This is a genomic window from Kribbella sp. VKM Ac-2569 (assembly GCF_004216905.1).
Lineage (GTDB): Bacteria > Actinomycetota > Actinomycetes > Propionibacteriales > Kribbellaceae > Kribbella.
Genome location: NZ_SGXJ01000001.1, coordinates 1988948 through 2010348, shown reverse-complemented (window position 1 = coordinate 2010348; position 21401 = coordinate 1988948). Strand labels below are relative to the sequence as shown.

Annotated in this window: 20 protein-coding genes; 12 read left to right on the top strand and 8 right to left on the bottom strand. The window is 69.4% G+C overall.

Translation table 11 applies throughout. The features are described 5' to 3' along the window. The first annotated feature begins 6 nt into the window (after positions 1–6). The 3 genes from EV649_RS09445 to EV649_RS09435 all read left to right on the top strand — a co-directional run bounded on the left by EV649_RS09445 (position 7) and on the right by EV649_RS09435 (position 2371). Positions 7–453, top strand: a complete 447-nt coding sequence (locus tag EV649_RS09445; RefSeq protein WP_241997922.1) for a metallopeptidase family protein — start codon at positions 7–9, stop codon at positions 451–453. Positions 454–546: 93 nt separating this feature from the next. Next, a complete protein-coding gene (locus EV649_RS09440) occupies positions 547–1623 on the top strand; it encodes a Gfo/Idh/MocA family oxidoreductase (protein ID WP_130382493.1) in 1077 nt (358 codons plus the stop codon). Further along, positions 1616–2371, top strand: a complete 756-nt coding sequence (locus EV649_RS09435; protein WP_130382491.1) for a ThuA domain-containing protein — start codon at positions 1616–1618, stop codon at positions 2369–2371. The genes EV649_RS09440 and EV649_RS09435 overlap by 8 nt, the downstream gene beginning before the upstream one ends. A gap of 4 nt (positions 2372–2375) precedes the next feature. On the opposite strand, the gene EV649_RS09430 is transcribed toward EV649_RS09435, so the two are convergent. The 3 genes from EV649_RS09430 to EV649_RS09420 are packed head-to-tail and all read right to left on the bottom strand — an operon-like array spanning position 2376 to position 6960. Continuing rightward, on the bottom strand, positions 2376–3023 hold the full coding sequence (locus EV649_RS09430) for an ATP-binding cassette domain-containing protein (protein WP_130382489.1): 648 nt from the start codon (positions 3021–3023) through the stop codon (positions 2376–2378). Then, complete coding sequence (locus EV649_RS09425; protein WP_130382487.1) at positions 3020–3859, bottom strand: ATP-binding cassette domain-containing protein; 840 nt, start codon at positions 3857–3859, stop codon at positions 3020–3022. The genes EV649_RS09430 and EV649_RS09425 overlap by 4 nt, the downstream gene beginning before the upstream one ends. Next, positions 3856–6960: an FtsX-like permease family protein gene (locus tag EV649_RS09420; protein ID WP_130382485.1), complete on the bottom strand. Its 3105-nt coding sequence runs from the start codon at positions 6958–6960 to the stop codon at positions 3856–3858. The genes EV649_RS09425 and EV649_RS09420 overlap by 4 nt, the downstream gene beginning before the upstream one ends. A 170-nt stretch (positions 6961–7130) precedes the next feature. Between EV649_RS09420 and EV649_RS09415 the strand changes: the two genes are divergently transcribed. The 5 genes from EV649_RS09415 to EV649_RS09395 are packed head-to-tail and all read left to right on the top strand — an operon-like array spanning position 7131 to position 11978. After that, entirely contained in the window at positions 7131–8516 is a 1386-nt protein-coding gene (locus EV649_RS09415) for a phosphomannomutase/phosphoglucomutase (RefSeq protein WP_130382483.1), read from the top strand. Continuing rightward, positions 8517–8720 carry a Trm112 family protein gene (locus tag EV649_RS09410; protein WP_130382481.1) on the top strand — a complete coding sequence of 68 codons (204 nt, stop codon included), beginning with the start codon at positions 8517–8519 and terminating at the stop codon, positions 8718–8720. It begins immediately after the preceding gene. A gap of 10 nt (positions 8721–8730) precedes the next feature. Continuing rightward, positions 8731–9807 (top strand): SIS domain-containing protein, encoded by a 1077-nt coding sequence (locus EV649_RS09405; protein WP_130382479.1) that lies wholly within the window; start codon positions 8731–8733, stop codon positions 9805–9807. Beyond that, a complete protein-coding gene (gene manA, locus EV649_RS09400) occupies positions 9801–10991 on the top strand; it encodes a mannose-6-phosphate isomerase, class I (RefSeq protein ID WP_130382477.1) in 1191 nt (396 codons plus the stop codon). The genes EV649_RS09405 and manA overlap by 7 nt, the downstream gene beginning before the upstream one ends. Positions 10992–11018: 27 nt before the next feature. Beyond that, a complete protein-coding gene (locus EV649_RS09395) occupies positions 11019–11978 on the top strand; it encodes a cation diffusion facilitator family transporter (protein WP_130382475.1) in 960 nt (319 codons plus the stop codon). Here the strand turns inward: EV649_RS09395 and EV649_RS09390 are convergent. After that, positions 11975–12613 (bottom strand): TetR/AcrR family transcriptional regulator, encoded by a 639-nt coding sequence (locus EV649_RS09390; protein ID WP_130382473.1) that lies wholly within the window; start codon positions 12611–12613, stop codon positions 11975–11977. The two genes, EV649_RS09395 and EV649_RS09390, sit on opposite strands and share 4 nt — an antisense overlap. A gap of 87 nt (positions 12614–12700) precedes the next feature. Here EV649_RS09390 and EV649_RS09385 point away from each other — a divergent pair, with 87 nt between their 5' ends. Further along, a complete protein-coding gene (locus tag EV649_RS09385; protein WP_130382471.1) occupies positions 12701–14083 on the top strand; it encodes an MFS transporter in 1383 nt (460 codons plus the stop codon). Here the strand turns inward: EV649_RS09385 and EV649_RS09380 are convergent. After that, complete coding sequence (locus tag EV649_RS09380; RefSeq protein ID WP_130382469.1) at positions 14080–14439, bottom strand: MerR family transcriptional regulator; 360 nt, start codon at positions 14437–14439, stop codon at positions 14080–14082. The genes EV649_RS09385 and EV649_RS09380 overlap by 4 nt on opposite strands. 109 nt (positions 14440–14548) lie before the next feature. Here EV649_RS09380 and ahcY point away from each other — a divergent pair, with 109 nt between their 5' ends. After that, a complete protein-coding gene (gene ahcY / locus EV649_RS09375) occupies positions 14549–15985 on the top strand; it encodes an adenosylhomocysteinase (protein ID WP_130382467.1) in 1437 nt (478 codons plus the stop codon). Between the two features lie 72 nt (positions 15986–16057). On the opposite strand, the gene EV649_RS09370 is transcribed toward ahcY, so the two are convergent. After that, the gene (locus EV649_RS09370; protein WP_241997921.1) at positions 16058–17053 is read right to left on the bottom strand and encodes an RDD family protein; all 996 of its coding nucleotides are present in this window, start codon (positions 17051–17053) and stop codon (positions 16058–16060) included. 70 nt (positions 17054–17123) lie between these two features. On the opposite strand from EV649_RS09370, the gene EV649_RS09365 reads away from it, so the two are divergent. Together EV649_RS09365 and EV649_RS09360 are read left to right on the top strand one after the other, a co-directional pair. Then, positions 17124–18119 (top strand): stage II sporulation protein M, encoded by a 996-nt coding sequence (locus EV649_RS09365; RefSeq protein WP_130382465.1) that lies wholly within the window; start codon positions 17124–17126, stop codon positions 18117–18119. Positions 18120–18148: 29 nt separating this feature from the next. Continuing rightward, on the top strand, positions 18149–18916 hold the full coding sequence (locus EV649_RS09360) for a DUF1206 domain-containing protein (protein WP_130382463.1): 768 nt from the start codon (positions 18149–18151) through the stop codon (positions 18914–18916). Between the two features lie 3 nt (positions 18917–18919). Here EV649_RS09360 and EV649_RS09355 read toward each other — a convergent pair whose 3' ends face one another. Then, positions 18920–20506, bottom strand: coding sequence for an ABC transporter permease (locus tag EV649_RS09355; protein WP_130382461.1), 1587 nt, complete (start codon positions 20504–20506; stop codon positions 18920–18922). Next, complete coding sequence (locus tag EV649_RS09350; RefSeq protein ID WP_130382459.1) at positions 20503–21399, bottom strand: ABC transporter ATP-binding protein; 897 nt, start codon at positions 21397–21399, stop codon at positions 20503–20505. The genes EV649_RS09355 and EV649_RS09350 overlap by 4 nt, the downstream gene beginning before the upstream one ends. Positions 21400–21401 lie beyond the last annotated feature (2 nt).

Genomic DNA, 21401 nt, shown 5'->3' with positions numbered 1-21401 from the left:
GAGCGCGTGACCGAGGCTCGCCGTCATCAACGGCACATCGACCGCCATGGGCGCGGAATGCTCGGCCCGATCAGCCGGCCGAGCAAGTTCGCGCCGCGTGGTCTGCCGCTGCAGCGGTCCGCCGCCGCGCAGTTCGACGAGGTGGTCGCGATCGAGGTGACGCGGCTGGAGAAACGGTTGCCGCAGGTGGTCGCCAGGGTCGAGTTCGCGATCGAGGACGTGCCGAACCTGGACCTGGACGCCACCGAGATCCCGCTCACGCATGCCACCGGCGGTACGTCGCACGAGCCGTACCGGATCGTGGTCTTCCGGCGCCCGATCGAGCTCCGCGCCGAACGCTCCGGCGCCGGCCTGGCCTGGCTGGTCCGCTCCGCCCTGGTCCTGGAGCTCGCCGACGTCCTGGCACTGTCCCCCGAACAGATCGACCCGGACTTCGACACAGACGACGACTGACACACACACCCTCCCTGATGCGGTGTTCGAACCTGTTCCGTACTGTGGATCGAGGTTTGTGACCTTCGTTGTCATCGGGAGAGGATCGTGTCTGTGAACGATCAAAAACTGCGGGTCGGTGTCATAGGACTGGGCTTTGCCGGGCGGACGGCGCTGGAGGCGTTCTCCGAGCTGCCGGACGTCGAGGTGATCGGCCTGGCGGGCCTGGAGAAGGACACCCTGACCAGTCTGGGCGAGAAGCACGGCGTACCGCATCTGTACGAGAAGTGGGAGGACCTGCTCGAGACCCCGGGGCTGGAGGCGGTCAGCATCGGTACGCCGACGCAGCTGCACGCCCCGATCGCGCTGGCGGCCCTGCAGAAGGGTCTGCACGTCCTGTCCGAGAAGCCGCTGGCCAGGACCGTGGCCGAGGGCACCGCGATGGTCGAGGCCTCGAAGCAGGCCGGCCGGGTGCTGAAGGTCGTGTTCAACCACCGCGAGCGCGGTGACGTCGCGGCGCTCAAGCACCAGATCGACGAGGGTCAGCTCGGCCGGATCTACTACGCGAAGGCGCACTGGATGCGCCGCAACGGCATCCCCGGGATGGGCGGCTGGTTCACCAACCGGGAGCTGTCCGGCGGCGGGCCGCTGATCGACCTCGGCGTCCACATCCTCGACATGGCGCTGCACCTGATGGGTGAGCCGCAGGTCGCGACGGTGTCGGCGGACACGTTCGCCGAGCTCGGCCCGCGCGGCAAGGGCAGCCGCGACCCGAACGCGAACACGCTCGGATCGGCGTTCGAGGTGGAGGACCTGGCCACGGCGTACCTGCGCCTGAAGGGTGGCGGCGCGCTGCAGCTGGAGACCAGCTGGGCGACGTTCCGGGCGCCGGGCGACAACTTCGGGATCGAGCTGTTCGGCACCGACGGCGGCGCCAAGATCGAGGTCCAGAACTACACCAACGAGGACACCCTGCGGATCTTCACCGACGTCGGTGGCGTACCGGCCGAGGTGAAGCCGGCGACCGGCGCCGGGCTCGGCCACCGCGCCGTGGTGCGGGAGTTCGTCCGGATCGTCAAGAGCGGTGATTGGGAAGGCCAGAACGGGTCCGAGGCACTGCTGCGGACCGAGATCATCGACGCCTGCTACGCCTCGGCGAAGGCGGGACGAGAGGTTGTGCTCAATGACTGAGCAAAATGACGGACCCATTCGCGTCACCGTCTGGGGCGAGAACGTCCACGAGGGCCGCGACGAGTCGGTCCGCAAGGTCTACCCGGACACGATGCACGAGACGATCGCGGCGGCGCTGCGGGACAAGCTCGGCCAGGACGTCGTCGTCCGTACGGCGTGGCTGCAGCAGGACGAGCACGGTCTGACCGAGGAGGTGCTCGCGGACACCGACGTACTCACCTGGTGGGGGCACGCCGCGCACGGTGACGTCGACGACGCGATCGTCGACCGGGTGCAGCAGCACGTGCTGTCCGGGATGGGCCTGATCGCGCTGCACTCGGCGCACTTCAGCAAGATCTTCATCAAGCTGATGGGCACCACCTGCTCGCTGGACTGGCGGGCCGAGAACGACCGCGAGCTGATCTGGACGGTCGCCGCCGGGCACCCGATCGCGCAGGGCGTCCCGCACCCGCTGGTGATCGAGCGCGAGGAGATGTACGGCGAGCTGTTCGACATCCCGCAGCCCGACGAGCTGGTGTTCGTCAGCTCGTTCTCCGGCGGCGAGGTGTTCCGCTCCGGCTGCTGCTACCGCCGCGGCCAGGGCCGGGTCTTCTACTTCCGCCCCGGCGACCAGGAGTACCCGACGTACCACCAGCCCGAGGTCCAGCAGATCCTCGCCAACGCCGCCAAGTGGGCCGCACCGACCAGCCCCCGCCAGCTGCCGACAGTCCACCACCGCAAGAACCCGGGCTGGTTCGAGAAGGCCTGACCTGTCAGAGGTTCCGCTGCCAGGTCAGGTGGCCTTCGTCCATGGTGGCGTGGCCGTCTGCGCCGGCTGCGACGTTGAGGTCATGGGTCGCCATGATCACCGCGGCGCCGCGGCCGGCTTCCCGGCGGAGGAGGTCGAGGACTCGTTCACGGTTCGTGCCGTCGAGTTCGCTGGTGGACTCGTCGGCGAGGATGACGCGGCCCTGCTGGGCGAGTCCACGGGCGACGGCGACGCGTTGCTGCTCGCCGCCGGACAGTTCCTCGACCAGATGGTCGCCGCTGTCCTGGAGCCCGACATCGGCCAGTGCCTGCTCGACATGCCGGTCGACCGCTTCCGGGTCGGTGCGCTGGGCGAGCAGCGGCAGGGCGAGATTCTCCCGGGCAGTCAGTACCCGGGCCAGGCCGTTGCCCTGCGGGATCAGTACGACGCCGTGCGCCGCGGCGGCGGGCCGGTCGCTGATCGTGAGACCGTCCACCTCGACCTGGCCGGAGCTCGCCCGGATCGCGCCGGCGATGGCCCACAGCAGCGAGCTCTTGCCGGCCCCGGACGGCCCGCTGACCGCGAGGACGAACCCGGGCGGCACCCGCAGGGAAACGTCCGCCACCGCGACCAGGTCGTCGTAGGCGACGGTGAGGTTGGTGACCGTGATCACGACTGACCTTCTTGCTGTACAGGGCTCAGGCGAACGTCGCCGTCCTCGGTGGTGGTGACGCGGAGCAGGGTTCCAGGTGGCAGCAACCCGGCGACGTGCGGCGGCAGCGGCAGCGATCCATCGGTGGCGACGACCGCGAACTCCTCGCCGCTGCGCCCTTCGGACGCGATCCGCCCGTCGCGGATGGTGACGGTGCGGGGGAGTGACGCAGCGACCTCGGGGTCGTGGGTGACCAGCAGGACCGTCATGCCGGTGCTGCTGTTGACGGTCGAGATCGCGGCAAGAACCTCGTCCCGGGCCCGGTGATCCAGTTGGCTCGTGGGTTCGTCGGCCAGCAGCAGGCCGGGGAACGTCGCGATCCCCACTGCCACTGCGCAGAGCTGGATCTGCCCGGGGGTCAGCGAGGGCAGCGGAGTACGGGCGTGGTCGGTCAGACCGACCAGTTCGAGTACGTCCTCCGGCGTCGGCAAGGACCGGTCGTGAGACGCGGCGCGCTGTGCGTAACGGACGTTGTCCAAGGGCGACAGGTACGGGATGAGGTTGCGCCCGGCTCCCTGCAACACGATGCCGACGTCACGGGCGCGCATCCGGTCGAGCTCGGGCTCGGTCATCGTGGTCAGGTTGTGCTCGCCGATCTGCAGGCGCCCGGCGCTCGGCGTCAGCAGACCACCACACAGCTGAAGCAGTGTGGATTTGCCGGCGCCGGACGGGCCGAGCAGACCGACGAACTCACCGGGCCGAACAGTGATCCCGATACCCGACAGGGCGGCGACATCATGGCCTTGGCTCCGGTAGATGTGGACCAGGCCGCTGGTGCTGATCGCCAGTCCGGTCATGACAGTTCCTCCCGGATCCGGCCGTAGCCCGCCCGCCGGTTCACGCCGGTGCCCAGCACCAGCGTTGTCGCGGTCAGCACGACGGTGCCGGCCAGCCAGAGGATCACCGCTCCGGGCCAGTTGATCGCCAGGTCGAGCGGAATCGGCGACGGTTCGGAGGTTTCCGCGAAGAGGGGGAACATCGGTAGCGCGATGTGGGCGCCGACGATGCCGCACGCCGACCCGAGCAGCGCTGCCAGCGCGACCGGTCCGGTTTGTTCCCAGCGCGCGGCCCCTCCGGTCGTGCTCGCCGGTACGCCGTTGATCCGCAGACTCGCGTAGTCCTGGGCCCGGGATCGCCAGGAGCTGACGCCCATCAGCAGCAGCACGACGACCGCGAGGGCCCAGCTGGCGAGTCCGACGACCGGAGTGAGCCGGAGCGCGAGTGCGCTGGCGGAGCGCCCGTATCCGTCGATCCGGTCCGACCGCCGGTCGACGAGTGTGGGGGTGACCCCGGCCGCGGTCAGGCCGTCCATGATCTTGCCGACGTTCGCGAGCCCGTCGGCGTTGAGCCAGAGCTCGAACTCCGTCGAAGCGCGGTCGACGCCCCCGCCGACCCGGCGGGCGGTCTCCAGGTCGAGGACGGCGACCCGGTCGGTGTGGCGCGGCACCGGGATGTGCGGGTTGCCGAGCTTGGCGATCGGGATCGAGATCCCGTCGAGGCCGGGCACCGTCAGAGCGTCGCCGACGGCGTCCGGGCTCGCCAGCGCCGGCACCGGCGTGGGGATCGCGGCGTACTGGACGTTCAGTTCGCCGCCGAGGCTGGTCACGTCGAGCGCCAGCCCGTTCGGCGCGTTCCTGGCCGCGATGCTGCCCTGGTCGGCTCCCGCCTGCGAGCCGTTCGTCCAGTCCTGCATCCGGCCCAGTGGGATCGACTGCTGGGTGTCGGTTGCCAGGCGGCTGATCGCGATCTCGCCTTTGACACCGGCAGTGTCACCCACTTCGCGGGACACCCCGAGCCGGAGCAGCTGACAGGACGGCAGGCAGCCGAGCGCCGTACTCAGCGTGACCGGGCCGCCGCGACCCAGCGGTATCGGCGGGAAAGCCACCAGATAGCGCCCCCCGCTGCGCTGGTTGACCACCGTCGCCTGCAGGACCACCGACTTGGCCGGCTCCTCGGGGGGAGGAACCACGTTGTCACCGGCGGGTGGCTCGTACGACGTCATCGCGCCGGCGTCGGCGGTCACGGTCAGCCGCTGACCGGTCAGCTCGATCGGTTTCGGCTCCGTGGGCGCTTGGAGCTTGCGGAAGCCCTCGGCATCGGTGAGCCGATCGCCGCGGAAGGCGATCCGCCGATAGCTGTCCGGCTCGATCAGCACGGCGCGCAGGCTCTCCGCGGACGGCGGACTGGTGAGTACGACGGGGGTCAGCCACCGCCGCTCCGGATCGACCTTGTCGGCTGCCGCGGTGAAGACGCCGAGGTTGGCGGGGTCGATCGCCAGTACCGCCTCGGCGCCGGTCTCGTAGCCGGCCCGGGTGTCCCGGTTGCGATCGGCGACCGACGCCGCCTGACCGGCGAACGAGGCCAGGCCGGTCGCGACGGCGACCACGGCGACGAGCCGCGTCACGGCCGGGCGCCGGGCTACCTGCAGAGCGCCGAGCGCGAGACCGAGCCGCCCCCTGCGCAGCGCATACCGGCTGACTAGCCCCGCGGCCGGCAGGAGCAGGTGTGCGAAGGCGAGTCCCGCTGCCAGAGCGAGCAAGGTGGGGGTCAGGATGGGGAGCGGGCCTCGTCCACCACTGGTCAGTCCGGTCACCAGTCCGGCCGATGCGACGACGATGACGGTGAGATCGATCAGGCCGATCGTGCGGTGGCGTCCGCGGAGCGGAATCCGCCGGAGCAGGCTGGAGATCGGCCGGCGGACGACGGTGCGGACCGACAGCGCGACGACCGTCAGCCCGGCCAGAGCCGCCACGGCGACCGCTGCCGGAACCGTCCACGGCACCTCCAGCGGCGCTGCTCCGCCCAGCCAGGCCGCTCGTACGGCGAGGAGCATTGCGAAACCGGCCGCCGCGCCGGCCAACGTACCGAGCAGCACGGGCACACTCAGCTCGGCGGCCAGCGCCCGGCCGGTCGAGCTGGCGCCCGACCCGCGTAGTCGCGACACCCCCAGTTCCGGTCGGCGCTGGTCGACCACCGTGGCCAGCGCCAGCGCCAGCACGACCACTCCGAACAGGGCTACCTGCACCATCACCAGGGGGATGATCGTCGTGGCCTGCCGTCGCTCCGTCTGGATGCCGTCGATGACCCCGATCAGTCCTGAGCCGTTCCGCGCGTCGATGCCGCGTTCGGCGATCTGGGCTTCGAGTTGATCGGTCACCTGCCGGATCCGATCCAGGTCGTCGGCTCGCGCGATTCCCGGCTGCGGGCGGGTGTCCAGCGTCGAGTAGGCGTCCCAGTGCCCTGCGGACAGGGTGCCACGCTCGGCGAGCAGGAAGTCGCCCAGCGGAGGCTGGGAGTCGCTGGCCTGCCGCGAGTTCCCGGTCGGTCTGCGGCCGAACCAGTAGGTGGCTTCGGCGTCCGCCTGGTAGATCCCGACCACGCGGAGCGGGCTGCGCTCGGGGTTGCTGGCGGTCTGGGCCCTGACCGTCGCCCCGACCGCCAGGCCGAAGTTCTTCGCGTCCGCTGACGATGCGGCGACCTCACCGGGGGCGCGGGGGCACCGGCCGGCGGTCAGTTCGAGTTGGGCGCAGTAGCCGTCCCGCCACACCACCCGGCCCTCGACGGTAGGTCTGGCGTTGCCGAGACCCCAGATCACTACGGCGGTCCGTCCGTACACCGGTGGGGTGAACAGCGGCTTCAGGTCGGCCGGGACGAGCTGGGCGAGGTCCTCCGGTGGTGTCTCTTCGGCCGGTCCGCCGACGGCCGTCGACGGGGTCGTCTTGAGCTGCCAGGCCGCGGAGTTCCACTGGTGCGTCAAGGCCTCGGTCGTGACGGTCTGTTCGACCGCCCGGGCGAACCAGGGCGCGAACGCCGCGCACGTGCCGATCAACAGGCTGATCCCGGCCAGGACCAGGCCTTGGGCCCTCCGGTACCGCAGCGCCTGCCGCAAGAACGTCATTGGCCACCCCCCAGCCGCCAGGCCACGCCGCTCGGTGACCAAGGACCGAACATACGAAACCAGAGGTGCAGCGTCAGGACGCCGGCTGACAACGATGCCCAGTTGTTGCCTGCGGTGCGGGGATCGAGGCTGAGATACGGGTTGGTCGGTGGGCCGGATAGGGTCCGTGCATGGTTGATGTTGCGGGGATCTTCAAGGCTTATGACGTCCGGGGGGTTGTGCCGGACCAGTTGGACGAGTCGGTGGCCCGGGCGACCGGGGCTGCGTTCGTCGAGGTCCTGGACGTGCTCGGCGGGCCTGGCGCGGTCGTCATCGGGTACGACATGCGGCCGTCCAGCCCGGCGCTGGCGGCCGCGTTCGCCGAGGGCGTGGCCAGCACCGGCGCGGACGTGATCGACATCGGCCTCGCGTCCACCGACCAGCTGTACTTCGCTTCCGGGCGGCTCGACCTGCCCGGCGCGATGTTCACCGCCAGCCACAACCCGGCGCAGTACAACGGCATCAAGATGTGCCGCGCGGGCGCTGCCCCGGTCGGCTCCGACTCGGGGCTGCGCGACATCGCCGACCTGGTCGCCAAGGCCCTGACCGAGGGCCCGGCGACCGCCTCCGCCCCGGGCCACGTCACCCACAAGGACCTTCTGACCGCGTACGCCGACCACCTGCATCACCTGGTCGACCTGAGCGGTATCCGGCCGCTGACCGTGGTCGTCGACGCCGGCAACGGCATGGGCGGCCACACCGTCCCGGCCGTGTTCTCCGAGGGCCCGGTGACGATCGTCCCGATGTACTTCGAGCTCGACGGCAGCTTCCCGAACCACGAGGCCAACCCGCTCGACCCGAAGAACCTGGTCGACCTGCAGGCCAAGGTCCGCGAGACCGGCGCCGACCTCGGCCTCGCCTTCGACGGCGACGCGGACCGCTGCTTCGTGGTGGACGAGAAGGGCGACCCGATCTCACCGAGCGCGATCACCGGCGCGGTCGCCGTACGGGAGCTCGCGAAGCATCCTGGTTCGGCCGTCATCCACAACCTGATCACGTCGAAGGCCGTCCCGGAGCTGATCACCGAGCACGGCGGTACGCCGGTCCGCGCACGCGTCGGCCACTCGTACATCAAGCAGAAGATGGCCGAGACCGACGCGGTGTTCGGCGGCGAGCACTCCGCGCACTACTACTTCCGCGACTTCTGGCGCGCCGACACCGGCATGCTGGCCGCGCTGCACGTCCTCGCCGCGCTGGGCGAGCAGGACAGGCCGGCCAGCGAACTGTTCGCCGAGTTCGAGCGGTACGTCGCGTCCGGCGAGATCAACAACAAGGTCGAGGACGCGGCGGCGACCGTCGCGGCGATCGAAGATACGTATTCTGGCGTCGAGGGCGTGACCGTCGACCATCTGGACGGGTTGACCGTGTCGGCGGGACAGTGGTGGTTCAACGTCCGTGCGTCGAACACGGAGCCGTTGCTGCGGCTGAACGTCGAGGCGGCGGACCGGCCGGAGATGGAACGCGTCCGCGACGAAGTACTGGCCCTGATCACCGGCGCATCGGTGGAGGAGAACTGAATGGCAGTCAATCTGGACCCGGACCTGCTGAGCATCCTGGTCTGCCCGAAGTGCCGCTCGGAGTTCCGCGTGGACGACGAGGCGAACGAGCTGATCTGCACCAACGCCGCCTGCGGGCTGGCGTACCCGGTGCGTGACGACATCCCGGTGCTGCTGATCGACGAGGCCCGGGACACCCGGGAAACCGCTGCGACCGAGAGCTGACGGAGAGCCGATGAGCGTCTTCGACGACACCCGGCTGGACGATCCGGCCGCACTCCGGGCGGCGGACCACCTGCTGCGACGGCTCGCGATGGCCGGGGCCCGGGTCCGCGCCGAGCTGGAAGCGTCCGAGGACGTGCTGGCCAAGGTCGAGTCCGACGGCTTCCGCCCCCGCGCTGTGGTGGCGGCCGGACTGGACGCCCGGCTGGTCCGGGCCGTGCTGGAGCCGGTCTGCCCGGTTCCGTTCCTCGCCTGGCCCGGTCCGGGGCTGCCCGGCTGGGCAGGTCCGCTCGACCTGGTCGTCGTACTCGCCGGTGCTTCCGAGGACCTCGACGCGGTCTCGGCCGCAGGCGAAGCGGTACGACGTGGTTGCGGGTTGATGGTGGCCGCGCCGGAGGACTCACCCGTAGCGATCGCCTCGGCCGGTCTGCGGCACGCTATCCGGCTGCCGTCCCAGTCGGACGACCAGCTGGCGTCCGCGGTCGCCGTACTGCAGGCGCTGCACCAGATGGAGCTGGGGCCGGAGGTGGACCACAAGTCGGTCGCGTCGATGCTGGACGAGGTAGCGATCGAGTGCTCGCCCAACAAGGACGCCACGGCGAACCAGGCCAAGGACCTCGCGCTGGTGCTCGCGGACGCGTTGCCACTGGTGTGGGGCGGTTCGGTGCTCGCAGCACGGGCAGCACGGCGTGTGGTCGAGGCACTGCGGCTGGCGAGCGGTCGTCCCGCTCTGGCCGCTGACGCCGGTCACCTGCTGCCGGTGCTCAACCAGCCGCCGCGGGACCTGTTCGCGGACCCGTTCGACAAGGCGGAGGAGCTGCGGCCGGCTCTGATCATCCTGGACGACGGTGTGGACGACCCGGGTGTCGCCGAGAACCGCCGCAAGCTGGAGGAGAAGGCGCAGGCGCACGACGTCCGCGTCCATACGGTGACGCAGGCCAACGGCACGGACATCGCCCGGTACGCCGCCCTGACCCAGCACGGCCGGTACGCCGCGGCGTACCTCGGGATCGGCCTCGGCCGCTACGGTACGGCGACCGGCGACGACCCGACCGAGCCAGGGATTCCTTCGGAGGACCCAGCGTGGTAGTCCCACTCCAGAACACGATCCGCGACTACGCGTGGGGTTCGCTGACCGCCCTCCCCGAGCTTCTCGGGGTGCAGCCGGACGGCGAGCCGCAGGCCGAGATGTGGATGGGCGCACACGAGTCCGCTCCGTCGGTGCTGCCGAACGGCGACACCTTGTACGACGTGGTGTCCGCCGACCCGGCCGCGGTACTGGGCGCGGACACGGCCGAGCGGTTCGAGGGCAGGTTCCCGTTCCTCGCGAAGCTGCTCGCGGCCGCGCAGCCGTTGTCGATCCAGGCGCACCCGTCCCGGGACCAGGCGATCGACGGGTACGCGCGGGACGAGGCGGACGGGATCCCCCGGGATGCCGCGGACCGGAACTACAAGGACGCCTGGCCGAAACCGGAGATCCTGATCGCGCTCGAGCCGTTCGACGCACTGGTCGGTTTCCGGCCGCTGGAGAGCTCGGTCGCGCTGCTCGACGCCCTCGGACCCGCTGGATTCGGCGAGCTGACGGACCTGCTGCGGAACGGCAAGCTGCGCGAGGCGTTCACCGATTTCATGAGCCGTGACCGGGACGCGATCCGTCCGCTGGTCGCCGCGCTGGGGTTCGCGATCGACACCTACACCGGTGACGCGTTCGCGTTGGAGCGCGAGACCATGTCCCGGCTGTGCGCGGATTTCCCGGACGACCCCGGCGTACTCGCGGCTCTGCTGCTGAACCGGGTGCGGTTGCAGCGGTTCGACGCGGTGTACCTGCCGGCCGGGAACGTGCACGCGTACCTGCGGGGGCTCGGGTTCGAGGTGATGGCGAACTCGGACAACGTGCTGCGCGGTGGGCTGACGAGCAAGCACGTCGACGTACCGGAGCTGGTTTCGGTGGTGGACTTCGAGCCGCTCGCCGATCCTGTGCTCACCGCGACCACGGCCGGCGACGGCGTCGCGACGTACGAGACGGGCTGTGAGTACTTCGCTGTGCACCGTGTCGATCTGGCGCCGGACGAGCACCCAGGCGAGCGCACGCTGGACGGCGCCGGGCCGCGGATCGTCTGCTGCGTCGACGGGACAGTCGATGCTGCGATCGATGCCGGCGGCAAAGAATCTGCTGTGACGTTGTCCGCAGGGCAGTCGGCGTTCGCCTCGGGAACCGAAGGACCCTGTACCCTGCGTGGTTCCGGCACGGCGTTCGTCGTGTCCGCACGCTGAACTCTTTTCCGGAGGACTCGAACAACCATGGCTGGTGGCGGGAACAAGGCCGTTGTCGCGGCTTTGCTGGCGAACACCGGGATCGCGGTCACCAAGTTCGCCGCCTGGGCGCTGACCCAGTCGGCGTCGATGCTGGCCGAGGCGATCCACTCGCTCGCCGACGCGGGCAACCAGGTGCTGCTGCTGGTCGGCGGCCAGCGGGCCAAGCGGGCGGCCGACGAGTTGCACCAGTTCGGGTTCGGCCGGGAGCGGTACGTCTACTCGTTCATCGTGTCGATCGTGCTGTTCAGCGTGGGTGGTCTCTTCGCGCTGTACGAGGGCTACCACAAGGTGCACGACCCGCACGGCATCGACCACTGGAAGTGGGTTCCGGTCGCGGTGCTGGTGGCCGCGATCGTGATGGAGACCCTGTCGTTCCGGACCGCGATCGTCGAGGCGAACAAGGTCCGCGGGCCGGTTCCGTGGGTGCGTTTCGTCCGGAACGCGCGCGCTCCGGAGCTGCCGGTCATCCTGCTGGAGGACTTCGCGGCGCTCACCGGTCTGGTGCTGGCGCTGATCGGCGTCGTGCTGACGCTTGTCACCGGCAACGGTGTGTTCGACGGCCTGGGTTCGATGGCGATCGGCGTGCTGCTGGTCGTCGTGGCGATCTTCCTGGCGATCGAGATGAAGTCGCTGCTGCTGGGTGAGTCCGCGACCCGCGAGGCGCAGCAGAAGATCGTCGCCGCGATCGAGAACACCGCGGGTGTGCAGCGCCTGATCCACATCAAGACCCTGCACCTCGGTCCCGAGGAGGTCCTGGTCGCCGCGAAGCTCGGCGTCGAGCCGACCACCGACGCGGCCGTCGTCGCGGAGATCATCGACGCGGCCGAACGCGCCATCCGCGAGGCCGAGCCGATGAGCCGGCACATCTACCTCGAGCCCGACGTCTACGTGGAGAACCACGTCCCCGACGAACGCCCCGCCGTACCCGAGGCCCCCTCGCACTAATCCCGGTACGCGTAGTACTGCAGGAACATCTCGACACCGGTGTCGATGAGTTTGCCGGTGGTGCGCTCGTCGAGGGTGGCGCCGTACGTGCTGTGGACCAGGTGCGGGTAGAGGACCAGGGCGTACAACTGGAGGATCGCGGTGTCCACGTCGGGCATGGTCAGACGGCCGGCCGCGATCAGGCGCTCGAAGGCAGCCGCGAGGGTGGGGCGAGCTCTGTCGGGCCCGTGCTCGCGCCACGCGGTGCCGAGTTCGGGGAAGCGCCGCACCTCGCTGGTGACGAGCTGACGGAGCGCCAGCATGTCGGGCTGGGTCATGCTGGTGACCCAGGCGCTCGCAGTCCACTTGAGCGCCGCGCGCAGGTCGTCGGACTCCGCCAGGCGCTGCGCCGTACCGGCGATGACCTCGGCCAGCGCACCCTCGAGCGCGTCGCCGATGACGGCCATGAACAGCGTTTCCTTGGTGCCGTAGTGGTTGTAGACGGTCACCTTCGACACGCCTGCCTCGGCCGCGATCGAGTCCACCGCGGCATCGAACCCGTCCCGCACGAACGCGGCCCGCGCGGCCGGGATGATCGCCTCCCGTTTGCGCGCCGCCCGGTCACCGGTGAGCTCACGCGGAGCTGACTTCGCCATGTCCAGGAGTCTAGCAAATATCTGAACTGAACGGTTGAGTTCATCTGAACTGTCCCGTACAGTTCGGATTATTCCAGAGGAGGAGTCATGGACCGGAAGAAGTCCGCGGCGCTTGCGCTGCTGTCGTTCGCGATGCTGATCGTGTCGCTGGATCAGTACATCGTCGTGGTCGCACTCCCGGAGATCGGGCGCGAGCTCGGATACTCCGCGCACACCCTGCAGTCGGTGATCAGCGCCTACGCGATCGCCTCGAGCGGCTTCCTGCTGTTCGGCGGTCGTGCTGCGGATGTGCTCGGGCGGAGGCGGATGCTGATGACCGGCCTCGCGCTGTACGGCGTTGCGTCGCTGGCCGGTGGTCTGGCGACCGGACCGGCCTGGCAGTTGAGCGCGCGGGCGGTCCAGGGACTTGGGGGCGCACTGGTGTTCCCGAGCACGCTGGCGATCATCAACACCATGTTCGTGGAGGGCCGCGATCGGAACCGCGCACTGGGCATCTGGGGTGGGTCCGGGGCGGCCGGTCTGGTGATCGGCGTACTGCTCGGTGGCGCACTGACTCGGTTGTTCGGTTGGGAGGCGGTGTTCTTCGTCAACCTGCCTCTGGTCGGTGCGGCGCTGCTCCTGGCCGTGCCGCTGCTCGATCGGGGGCGTCCGGAGGTACGTCGGTTGTTCGACCTGCCAGGGGCGCTGACAGCGACCGGCGCGGTCACCTTGCTGGTGTTCACGCTGGTGCAAGGTCCGGCGCTCGACTGGACCGTCCTCGTCGGGACCACCGCGGTCGCGGTTGTCCTGCTGGTGGCCTTCGTCAGGATCGAACGGCGCAGTTCGGATCCACTGGTTCCACCGAACCTGCTGAGGAACCGGGTCCTCGTGGTGGCGCTGGTGATCGCGTTCCTGTTCATGGCGACGTTCGGGTCGCTGCTGTACTTCCTGTCCGTCTACTTCCAGGACGTGCGTGGGTACGACCCGTTGCAGACCGGTTTGGGCTTTCTGCTCCCCACTGCGGTGGTCGTGGCCGGGTCGACGATCGCTGGGCAGGCGGTAACGCGTTTCGGGTTGCGTCGTACGTTGCTCGCCGCGCTGGCGGTCGGAGCTGCCGGAGCGGTGGTGCTGGGACTCGGCCTGTCGGCCGATGGGTCGTACGTCGTGCTCGTACCGGGCCTGGTGCTGGTGAGTATCGGGGACGGCGCAGTGTTCACGATGATGTTCATCGCCGCGGCGACCGGGGTGTCCGACCGGAAGCAGGGGGTCGCGTCGGGCCTGGTGTCGACCAGCTCAGGGATCGGTGCGTCGGTGGGGCTCGCCGTACTGGTGCTGGTGGCCAACGCGCACACGTCGGGGCTTGTTGGTGAAGAGCTGCGGCTGGCGGCTGCGGACGGGATCCGTACCACCGTGTTCGTGATCGGTGCGGGGATCCTCTTGACGTTGCTGTTCGCCCTGCGGCTTCGCAAACCCGCAGCGGTCTGCAGTTAACGCGGTTTCGGGGGCAGTACGCCGGAACGTCCCAGCCACCTGAGTGCGCGGTCGCGGTCGATCTGCGCCTGGGTGGGTGGGGCGGTGAGGCGGCCGGTGCGGTAGCCGAGGTTGCGGATGTCGGCGGCCACGGACGGTTCGGCGAGGGCTCTCAGCGCGAAGGCGAGCGCGGCCGGCGTCACGTCGTACCGGCGTTCGAGATCGAGCGCCAGCTGGACGGCGGCCAGGTCGCGTTCGTCGTACTGGCGCTGCGCCGTGTGTTCGGAACGGGAGCGGGGGAGCAGCCCGAGTGCCTCCCGGTAGCGCAGCATGCGCGGAGTGGTACCCAGCTGGCGAGCGGCCTCGGTGATGCGCATAGCATCAATCTTGACATTTCGGTGTCAAAAATGCGCCTGGAGCGATCAAACCGCGTGGCTCGGCGCTCTAGGCTCAGCACGAACCAATCACTGTCTTCAGGGGAGCGGCATGACCTTCGACTACAAGGTGGCGGACCTCGGCCTGGCCGAGTTCGGGCGCAAGGAGATCCGGCTGGCCGAGCACGAGATGCCCGGCCTGATGGCGATGCGCGCGCAGTACGGCGAGAGCAAGCCGCTGGCCGGCGCGCGAATCATGGGCTCGCTGCACATGACGATCCAGACCGCGGTGCTGATCGAGACGCTGACGGCGCTCGGTGCCGAGGTGCGCTGGGTCTCGTGCAACATCTTCTCCACGCAGGACCACGCCGCAGCCGCGGTCGTCGTCGGCCGCGACGGTACGCCCGAAGCCCCCGCCGGTGTCCCCGTCTTCGCTTGGAAGGGCGAGACGCTGGAGGAGTACTGGTGGTGCACCGAGCAGGCGCTGAACTGGCCCGGCGCTGAGGGTCCGAACATGATTCTCGATGACGGCGGCGACGCCACGATGCTCGTGCACAAGGGCACCGAGTTCGAGAAGGCGGGCGCCGTACCGGACCCGTCGACCGCGGACTCCGAGGAGTACGCCGTCGTCCTCACGCTGCTGACCCGCACGCTGCAGGAGGACCCGCAGCGGTGGACCGGCATCGGCCAGGGCATCAAGGGGGTCACCGAGGAGACCACGACCGGCGTGCACCGGCTGTACGAGATGCACAAGGCCGGCGCGCTGCTGTTCCCGGCGATCAACGTCAACGACTCGGTGACCAAGTCGAAGTTCGACAACAAGTACGGCTGCCGGCACTCGCTGATCGACGGCATCAACCGCGCCACCGACGTACTGATCGGCGGCAAGGTCGCGGTCGTCTGCGGGTACGGCGACGTCGGCAAGGGCTGCGCCGAGTCGCTGCGCGGCCAGGGCGCCCGGGTGATCGTCACCGAGATCGACCCGATCTGCGCGCTGCAGGCAGCGATGGACGGGTACCAGGTGACGACCGTGGACGACGTGGTCGGGATCGCCGACATCTTCGTCACCACCACCGGCAACAAGGACGTCATCACCGCCGACCACATGGCGGCGATGAAGCACCAGGCGATCGTCGGCAACATCGGCCACTTCGACAACGAGATCGACATGGCCGGGCTGTACAAGACTGCCGGTGTCGAGCGGGTCAACATCAAGCCACAGGTCGACGAGTTCCGGTTCCCGGACGGCCACACGATCATCGTCCTGTCCGAGGGCCGGCTGCTGAACCTGGGCAACGCCACCGGGCACCCGTCGTTCGTGATGTCGAACTCGTTCACCAACCAGGTGCTGGCGCAGATCGAGCTGTTCGTGAAGACCGCCGACTACCCGACCGAGGTGTACGTGCTGCCGAAGCACCTCGACGAGATGGTCGCCCGCCTCCACCTCGACGCCCTCGGCGTCAAGCTCACCGAACTCACCAAGGAGCAGTCCGCGTACTTGGGCGTTCCGGTCGAGGGGCCGTACAAGGCTGAGGCTTACCGCTACTGAGCGAACCGCCACGCAGGCACAACCCCCTCCAAACGGTCGAAAATGGCCGTTTGGAGGGGGTTTTGCTTGCGTTCAGGACCACCGACCTGACTCGTTGCTGCCCGGAGCGGCCCACCCTTGGGCGTTCACCGTCGCGGGGCGGGTTGCTGACGGTGGGGCGGGCGGGGCGAATGGGCCTGGGGCGGGTGGCGGTGGGAGGACGCCGTACGGGCTTGGTGGGGTGAACGGGCCGGTGGGGATCGCGTACGACGGGGCTGGGGCGGCCGGGGCGGCGTACGGGTTGGGGGCGAAGGGGCCGGTTTGGGTGGGGCGTTGGGTGGAGAGGCGCTGGAGTTCGCGGCGGCGGCGTTCGGCGAGGACGGCGGAGAGGTAGGCGGGCGCGATGATCTGGGTCGGCGGTGTGGGTGCGATCACAGCGGCTACGCGAGCCGCCAGTGCCTCGCCGAGGGCGTGTTGCGCGCCGGGGAGGAGCTCGGCGTACCGGGACAGGTAGTCACGGGCCGCGTTGGCCAGTTCGTCGGACAGCCGGGACAGTTCGAGCGACTGCGCCCACTGGACCAGATGGCCGGGGACGAACAGCGGCGGCGACGCCATCGACTGGTGCCGCTCGCGAATGACGACCGTACCGGCGACCATGTCCCCGATCCGCTTGCCCTGCTTGTTCATCAGGCTCGCCACGATCCCGGGGCTGGCCGCGAACCACGGCGCGAAGTCGACGAAGAACCACATCAGCGTCCGCACCAGCGCGTGCCGGAACCGGATCGAGCTGCCGTCGTCGCGCACCACCTTCAGCCCGAGCACCATCTTGCCCAGCGTCCGCCCCCGGGTGAGCGTCTCCATCACGACCCGGTAGCCGACCACCACGAGCAGTACGACGATGAAGATCAGCGCGATCGCCAGCGCCTCACTGGACTCGCTCCCGAACAGGAAACCGGCCAGCAACGCGATCAGCACGGTCAGCACGATGCCCTGCAACACCATGTCGATCGCACACGCCAGCGCCCGCGTCGGCATCCGGGCGATCCGCACCTGGAGGACGACCGCTTCGCCGGTGACCAGCTGAGACACTCCGCCGCCCCGCTCCTCGGTAGACACTCGGTCCGGTTAGTCTGCCACCACACGGGTGGAGGAGGTGGCGGTGGACGTAGAAGCGTTTGTCTCGGTGCACCAGCCGCAGTGGGACCGCCTGGCCTACCTGACCCGCCGCCAGCGCCGCCTGTCCGGTGCGGAGGCCGAAGAGCTCGTAGTGCTCTACCAGCGCGTCGGCACGCACCTGGCCGCGCTGCGAGCAGCCGGAGCGGATCCGGTCTCGATCGGTCGCCTGTCCGGGCTGATCGCCGACGCGCGTGGTGCCGTGACAGGTGCGCAGGCACCCGTCTGGCGTGACATCTCGAAGTACTTCCTGGTCAGCTTCCCGGCCGCGCTCTACGCCTCCAGACGCTGGTGGGTCACCATCGGTCTGCTCTTCTACCTGGTCGCGGCCTGGACCGCGTGGCGGGTGCTGGCGCACCCGGAGGTGGTGGACTCGATCGGTACGCCGGACCAGATCAAGCAGCTCGTCGAGCACGACTTCGAGTCCTACTACTCGGAGAACCCCGCACAGGACTTCGCACTCCGTGTCTGGATCAACAACGCCACGATCAGTGCCGCCGTACTCGCGCTCGGCATCCTGCTGATCCCGTCCGTCTTCATCCTCTGGGACAACGCGCTCAACCTCGGCCTCAGCGCCGGGCTGATGATCAGCCACGACAAGGGCGGTCTGTTCTTCAGCCTGATCACCCCGCACGGTCTGCTCGAGCTGACCGCGGTGTTCGTCGCGACCGCGGCCGGCCTGCGGCTCGGTTGGTCCTGGGTCGTACCGGGGCCGCGGACCCGCATGCAGTCGGTCGCCCAAACCGGCCGCGCCACCGTCGGGATGGCGATCGGCCTCGCCGCGGTCCTCCTCGTCACCGGCCTGATCGAAGCCTTCGTCACACCGTTCCTGCCCGGCCCGGTCCGCATCACGATCGGCATCCTCGCCGAGCTGGCGTTCTTCACCTACGTCTGGACCCTCGGCCGTCGAGCCCACCGCCAGGGCGAGTACGGCGATATCGACGAATCGGACCGCGAGGCCACGGCACCTGTCTCGGCCTGACCGTTTCGGCTCTGGGCACTGGTGCTGATGTGAGTACCGCCCAAGAAGTCCGCCACAGCCGACCGTACGACCTTGCGATCACGGTCGGTCTCATCGCGTACGGCGTCGTACATCTGTTGGTCGCCTGGATCGCGCTGCAACTCGCCTTCGGCAAGTCGTCGCAGGAGGCCTCGCAGCAAGGCGCTCTGCAGGAGCTGGGCAGCAAGCCGCTCGGTGGAGTGCTGTTGTGGGTCGTCGCGATCGGCCTGTTCACGCTGGTCATCTGGCGGGTCCTCGAGCTCGGCTGGGGGAACCTGGACCTGCACAAGAAGGTGTCCTCGGCCGGCCGCGCGATCGTGTACCTCGTGCTGGGTGTCAGCGCGGTCAAGGTCGCCGTCGGCTCCGGCGCCTCGAGCAGCGGCGGGCAGCGTACGGTTTCCGCCCGGCTGATGGCGCACGGCGCGGGCCGGGTCCTGATCGTCGCCGTCGGGGTCGCGATCATCGGGATCGGCTGCTACCACGGGTACAAGGCGATCACGAAGAAGTTCACCGAGGACCTGGTCGGCGGTGTCTCGGAGGTGACCATCCTGCTGGGCCGGATCGGGTACTTCGCGAAGGGGATCGCGTTCGTCGTGGTCGGTGTGCTGTTCGGGTGGGCGGCGATCGACTACGACCCGCAGAAGGCCGGCGGTCTCGATACCGCGCTGCACACGATCAAGGAGCAGCCGTTCGGTTCGGTGCTGCTGACCGTGCTGGCGGTCGGGATCGCGGCCTTCGGCGTCTACTGCTTCGGCTGGTCCCGGAACGCCCGCCGCTGAGATCTACGCCGGCAGGTCCCTGCGGCGTAGCCCGACCAGACCGGCGAGGCCTACGACGATCGCGATCCCGAGGAGGACGAGGAACGGACCGGCTTGTGCTGACCCGCCGGGGAGCGAGGGCAGATGCGTGAACGGCGAGATGTCGCGGATCCAGCCGGCGGTGCTGACACCGGCGCTCACCAGGCCGATCAAGATGCACACCGTCGGTCCGGCCCAGGACGCCATCGAAGCCTGCGGGAAGAACCCGAAGATCGCGATCGCGATCGCGGCCAGTACCCAGACGGCCGGCAACTGCGCGAGCGCCGCACCGATCAGTCGCGGCAGTTGTCCGCCCACATCGCCGATCGCCACGCCGTACGCCAGCCCTTCGGCGACACCCGCTGCGAGCAGCGCGACGGCCGGCCCCAGCAGGCTGAACACGAGGTGACTCGCGGCCCACTGCCAGCGACTCGTCGCGGTCGCCAGCACCGGCTCGGCCCGTCCGCTGCTCTCCTCGACCCGCATCCGCAACGTCGCCTGGACGGCGTACGCCGAGGCGATCAGGCCGACGAGCGTCATCACCCCGGCCAGGAACGAGTCGATCAACCCGGCCGCGCCGCCCATCCGCCGGAACATCTCCTGCACGCTCGGGTCGTCGCGCATCATGTCGCCGACGCCCTCGGCGACACCGCCGAAAAGCAAGCCCAGCAAGGCGAATCCGACCGTCCACGCGGCGAGCAGGCCGCGGTGCAGGCGCCACGCCAGCGCGAGCGGCGAGCCCATGGTGCCGTCCGCGGGGCCGAGCCGATCGGGGAGCAGGCCGGAGCCGACGTCCCGCCGTACGGCGAGTTGGAAGGCGGTCGTGATGAGTGCAACGGTTGCTGCGAGGACCACGACGCCCAACCACCAACGGTTGTCGGCGTACGGGTGGATCCGTTGTGCCCAGGCGATCGGGGACAGGTACGACAACCACGCGAGTGGGCCGTCCGTGTGCGCACTGGTGTCACCGGCGGCCCGCAGTACATAGGCTCCACCGAGTACGCCGATCGCGATGCCGCGCGCTGTCCCGGCGCTCGCGGTCAGCTGGGCCGCGACGGCGCCGACGGCCGCGAAGAGCCAGCCGGTGCCGGCGTAGACGATGCCGATGGCAATCGATCCGGACAGCGGCAGGTCCTGGCTGTGCATGCCGAGGGCAAGCAGTACGGCGAGTACGAGGTTCGCACCGAGGACCGTGGCGAGGGCTGCCGCGAGCTGCGCGTGCCGGCCGACGACAGTTGCCCCGAGCAACTCACGGCGGCCGGACTCCTCGTCGACGCGGGTGTGCCGGATCACCGTGAGCAGGCTGATCAGACCGACCATCACCGGTACGAAGCCGAGTCGCCAGGTGACGAACTCGCCCAGGCTCGGCCCGGAAAGTTCGCCGTACAAGGTGATGAAGCCGGCGTTGCTCGCGTACTTGACCCGCGCCTCTGGCGTCGGGAACAGGTCGCCGTACTCCTGTACGTAGCTCACCGAGATCGCCACGAGCAGTACGATCCAGAGCGGCAGTACGACGCGGTCGCGGCGCAGGATCAGCCGGATCAGGCCGCCGGTTCCTGCCAGGCTCTTCATTTCACGGCCTCGGGTTCGTACAGGCGCAGGAACAGTTCCTCCAGCGACGGCGGCTGGCTCACGAGACTCCGTACGCCGATCTCCGTCAAACGCCGCAGTACCGGGTTGATCTCGTCCGTGTCGACGTCGAAGCGGACGCGGTCGTCGTCCACCTGCAGATCGTGGACGCCGTTGAGCTGGGCCAGACCGTCCATCGGACCGACCAGCTCGGCCTGGATCGACGTACGGGTGAGGTGGCGCAGCTCGTTCAGCGTGCCGCTCTCGACGGCGCGGCCGGCCCGGATGATCGTGACGCGATCGCACAGCGCCTCGACCTCGGACAGGATGTGGCTGGACAGCAGTACGGTCCGGCCGTCGCGGTCGCTGATCTCCTGCACGATCTCGCGGAAGACCTCCTCCATCAACGGATCCAGCCCGGAGGTCGGCTCGTCGAGGAGCAGCAGCTCGACGTCGGACGCGAACGCGGCGACCAGGGCGACCTTCTGCCGGTTGCCCTTCGAGTACGCACGGGCCTTCTTCCGCGGATCGAGATCGAAACGCTCCAGCAGCTCGGCCTTTCGCTTCTTGTCCACGCCGCCGCGCATCCGGCCGAGCAGATCGATCGCCTCGCCGCCGGACAGGTTCGGCCACAGCGTCACGTCGCCCGGCACGTACGCGAGCCGCCGGTGCAGCTCGGTCGCGTCCGACCACGGGTCGCCGTCCAGGACCCGCGCTGTACCTTCGTCCGCGCGGGTCATTCCGAGCAGAATGCGAATGGTGGTGGTCTTCCCCGCGCCGTTCGGGCCGAGGAACCCGTGCACCTCACCGGTTCGCACCGCGAGGTCGAGACCGTCCAGTGCGTAGGTCCGCCCGAACGACTTGACCAGACCTTCCGTGCTGATCGCAGCCGGCATGA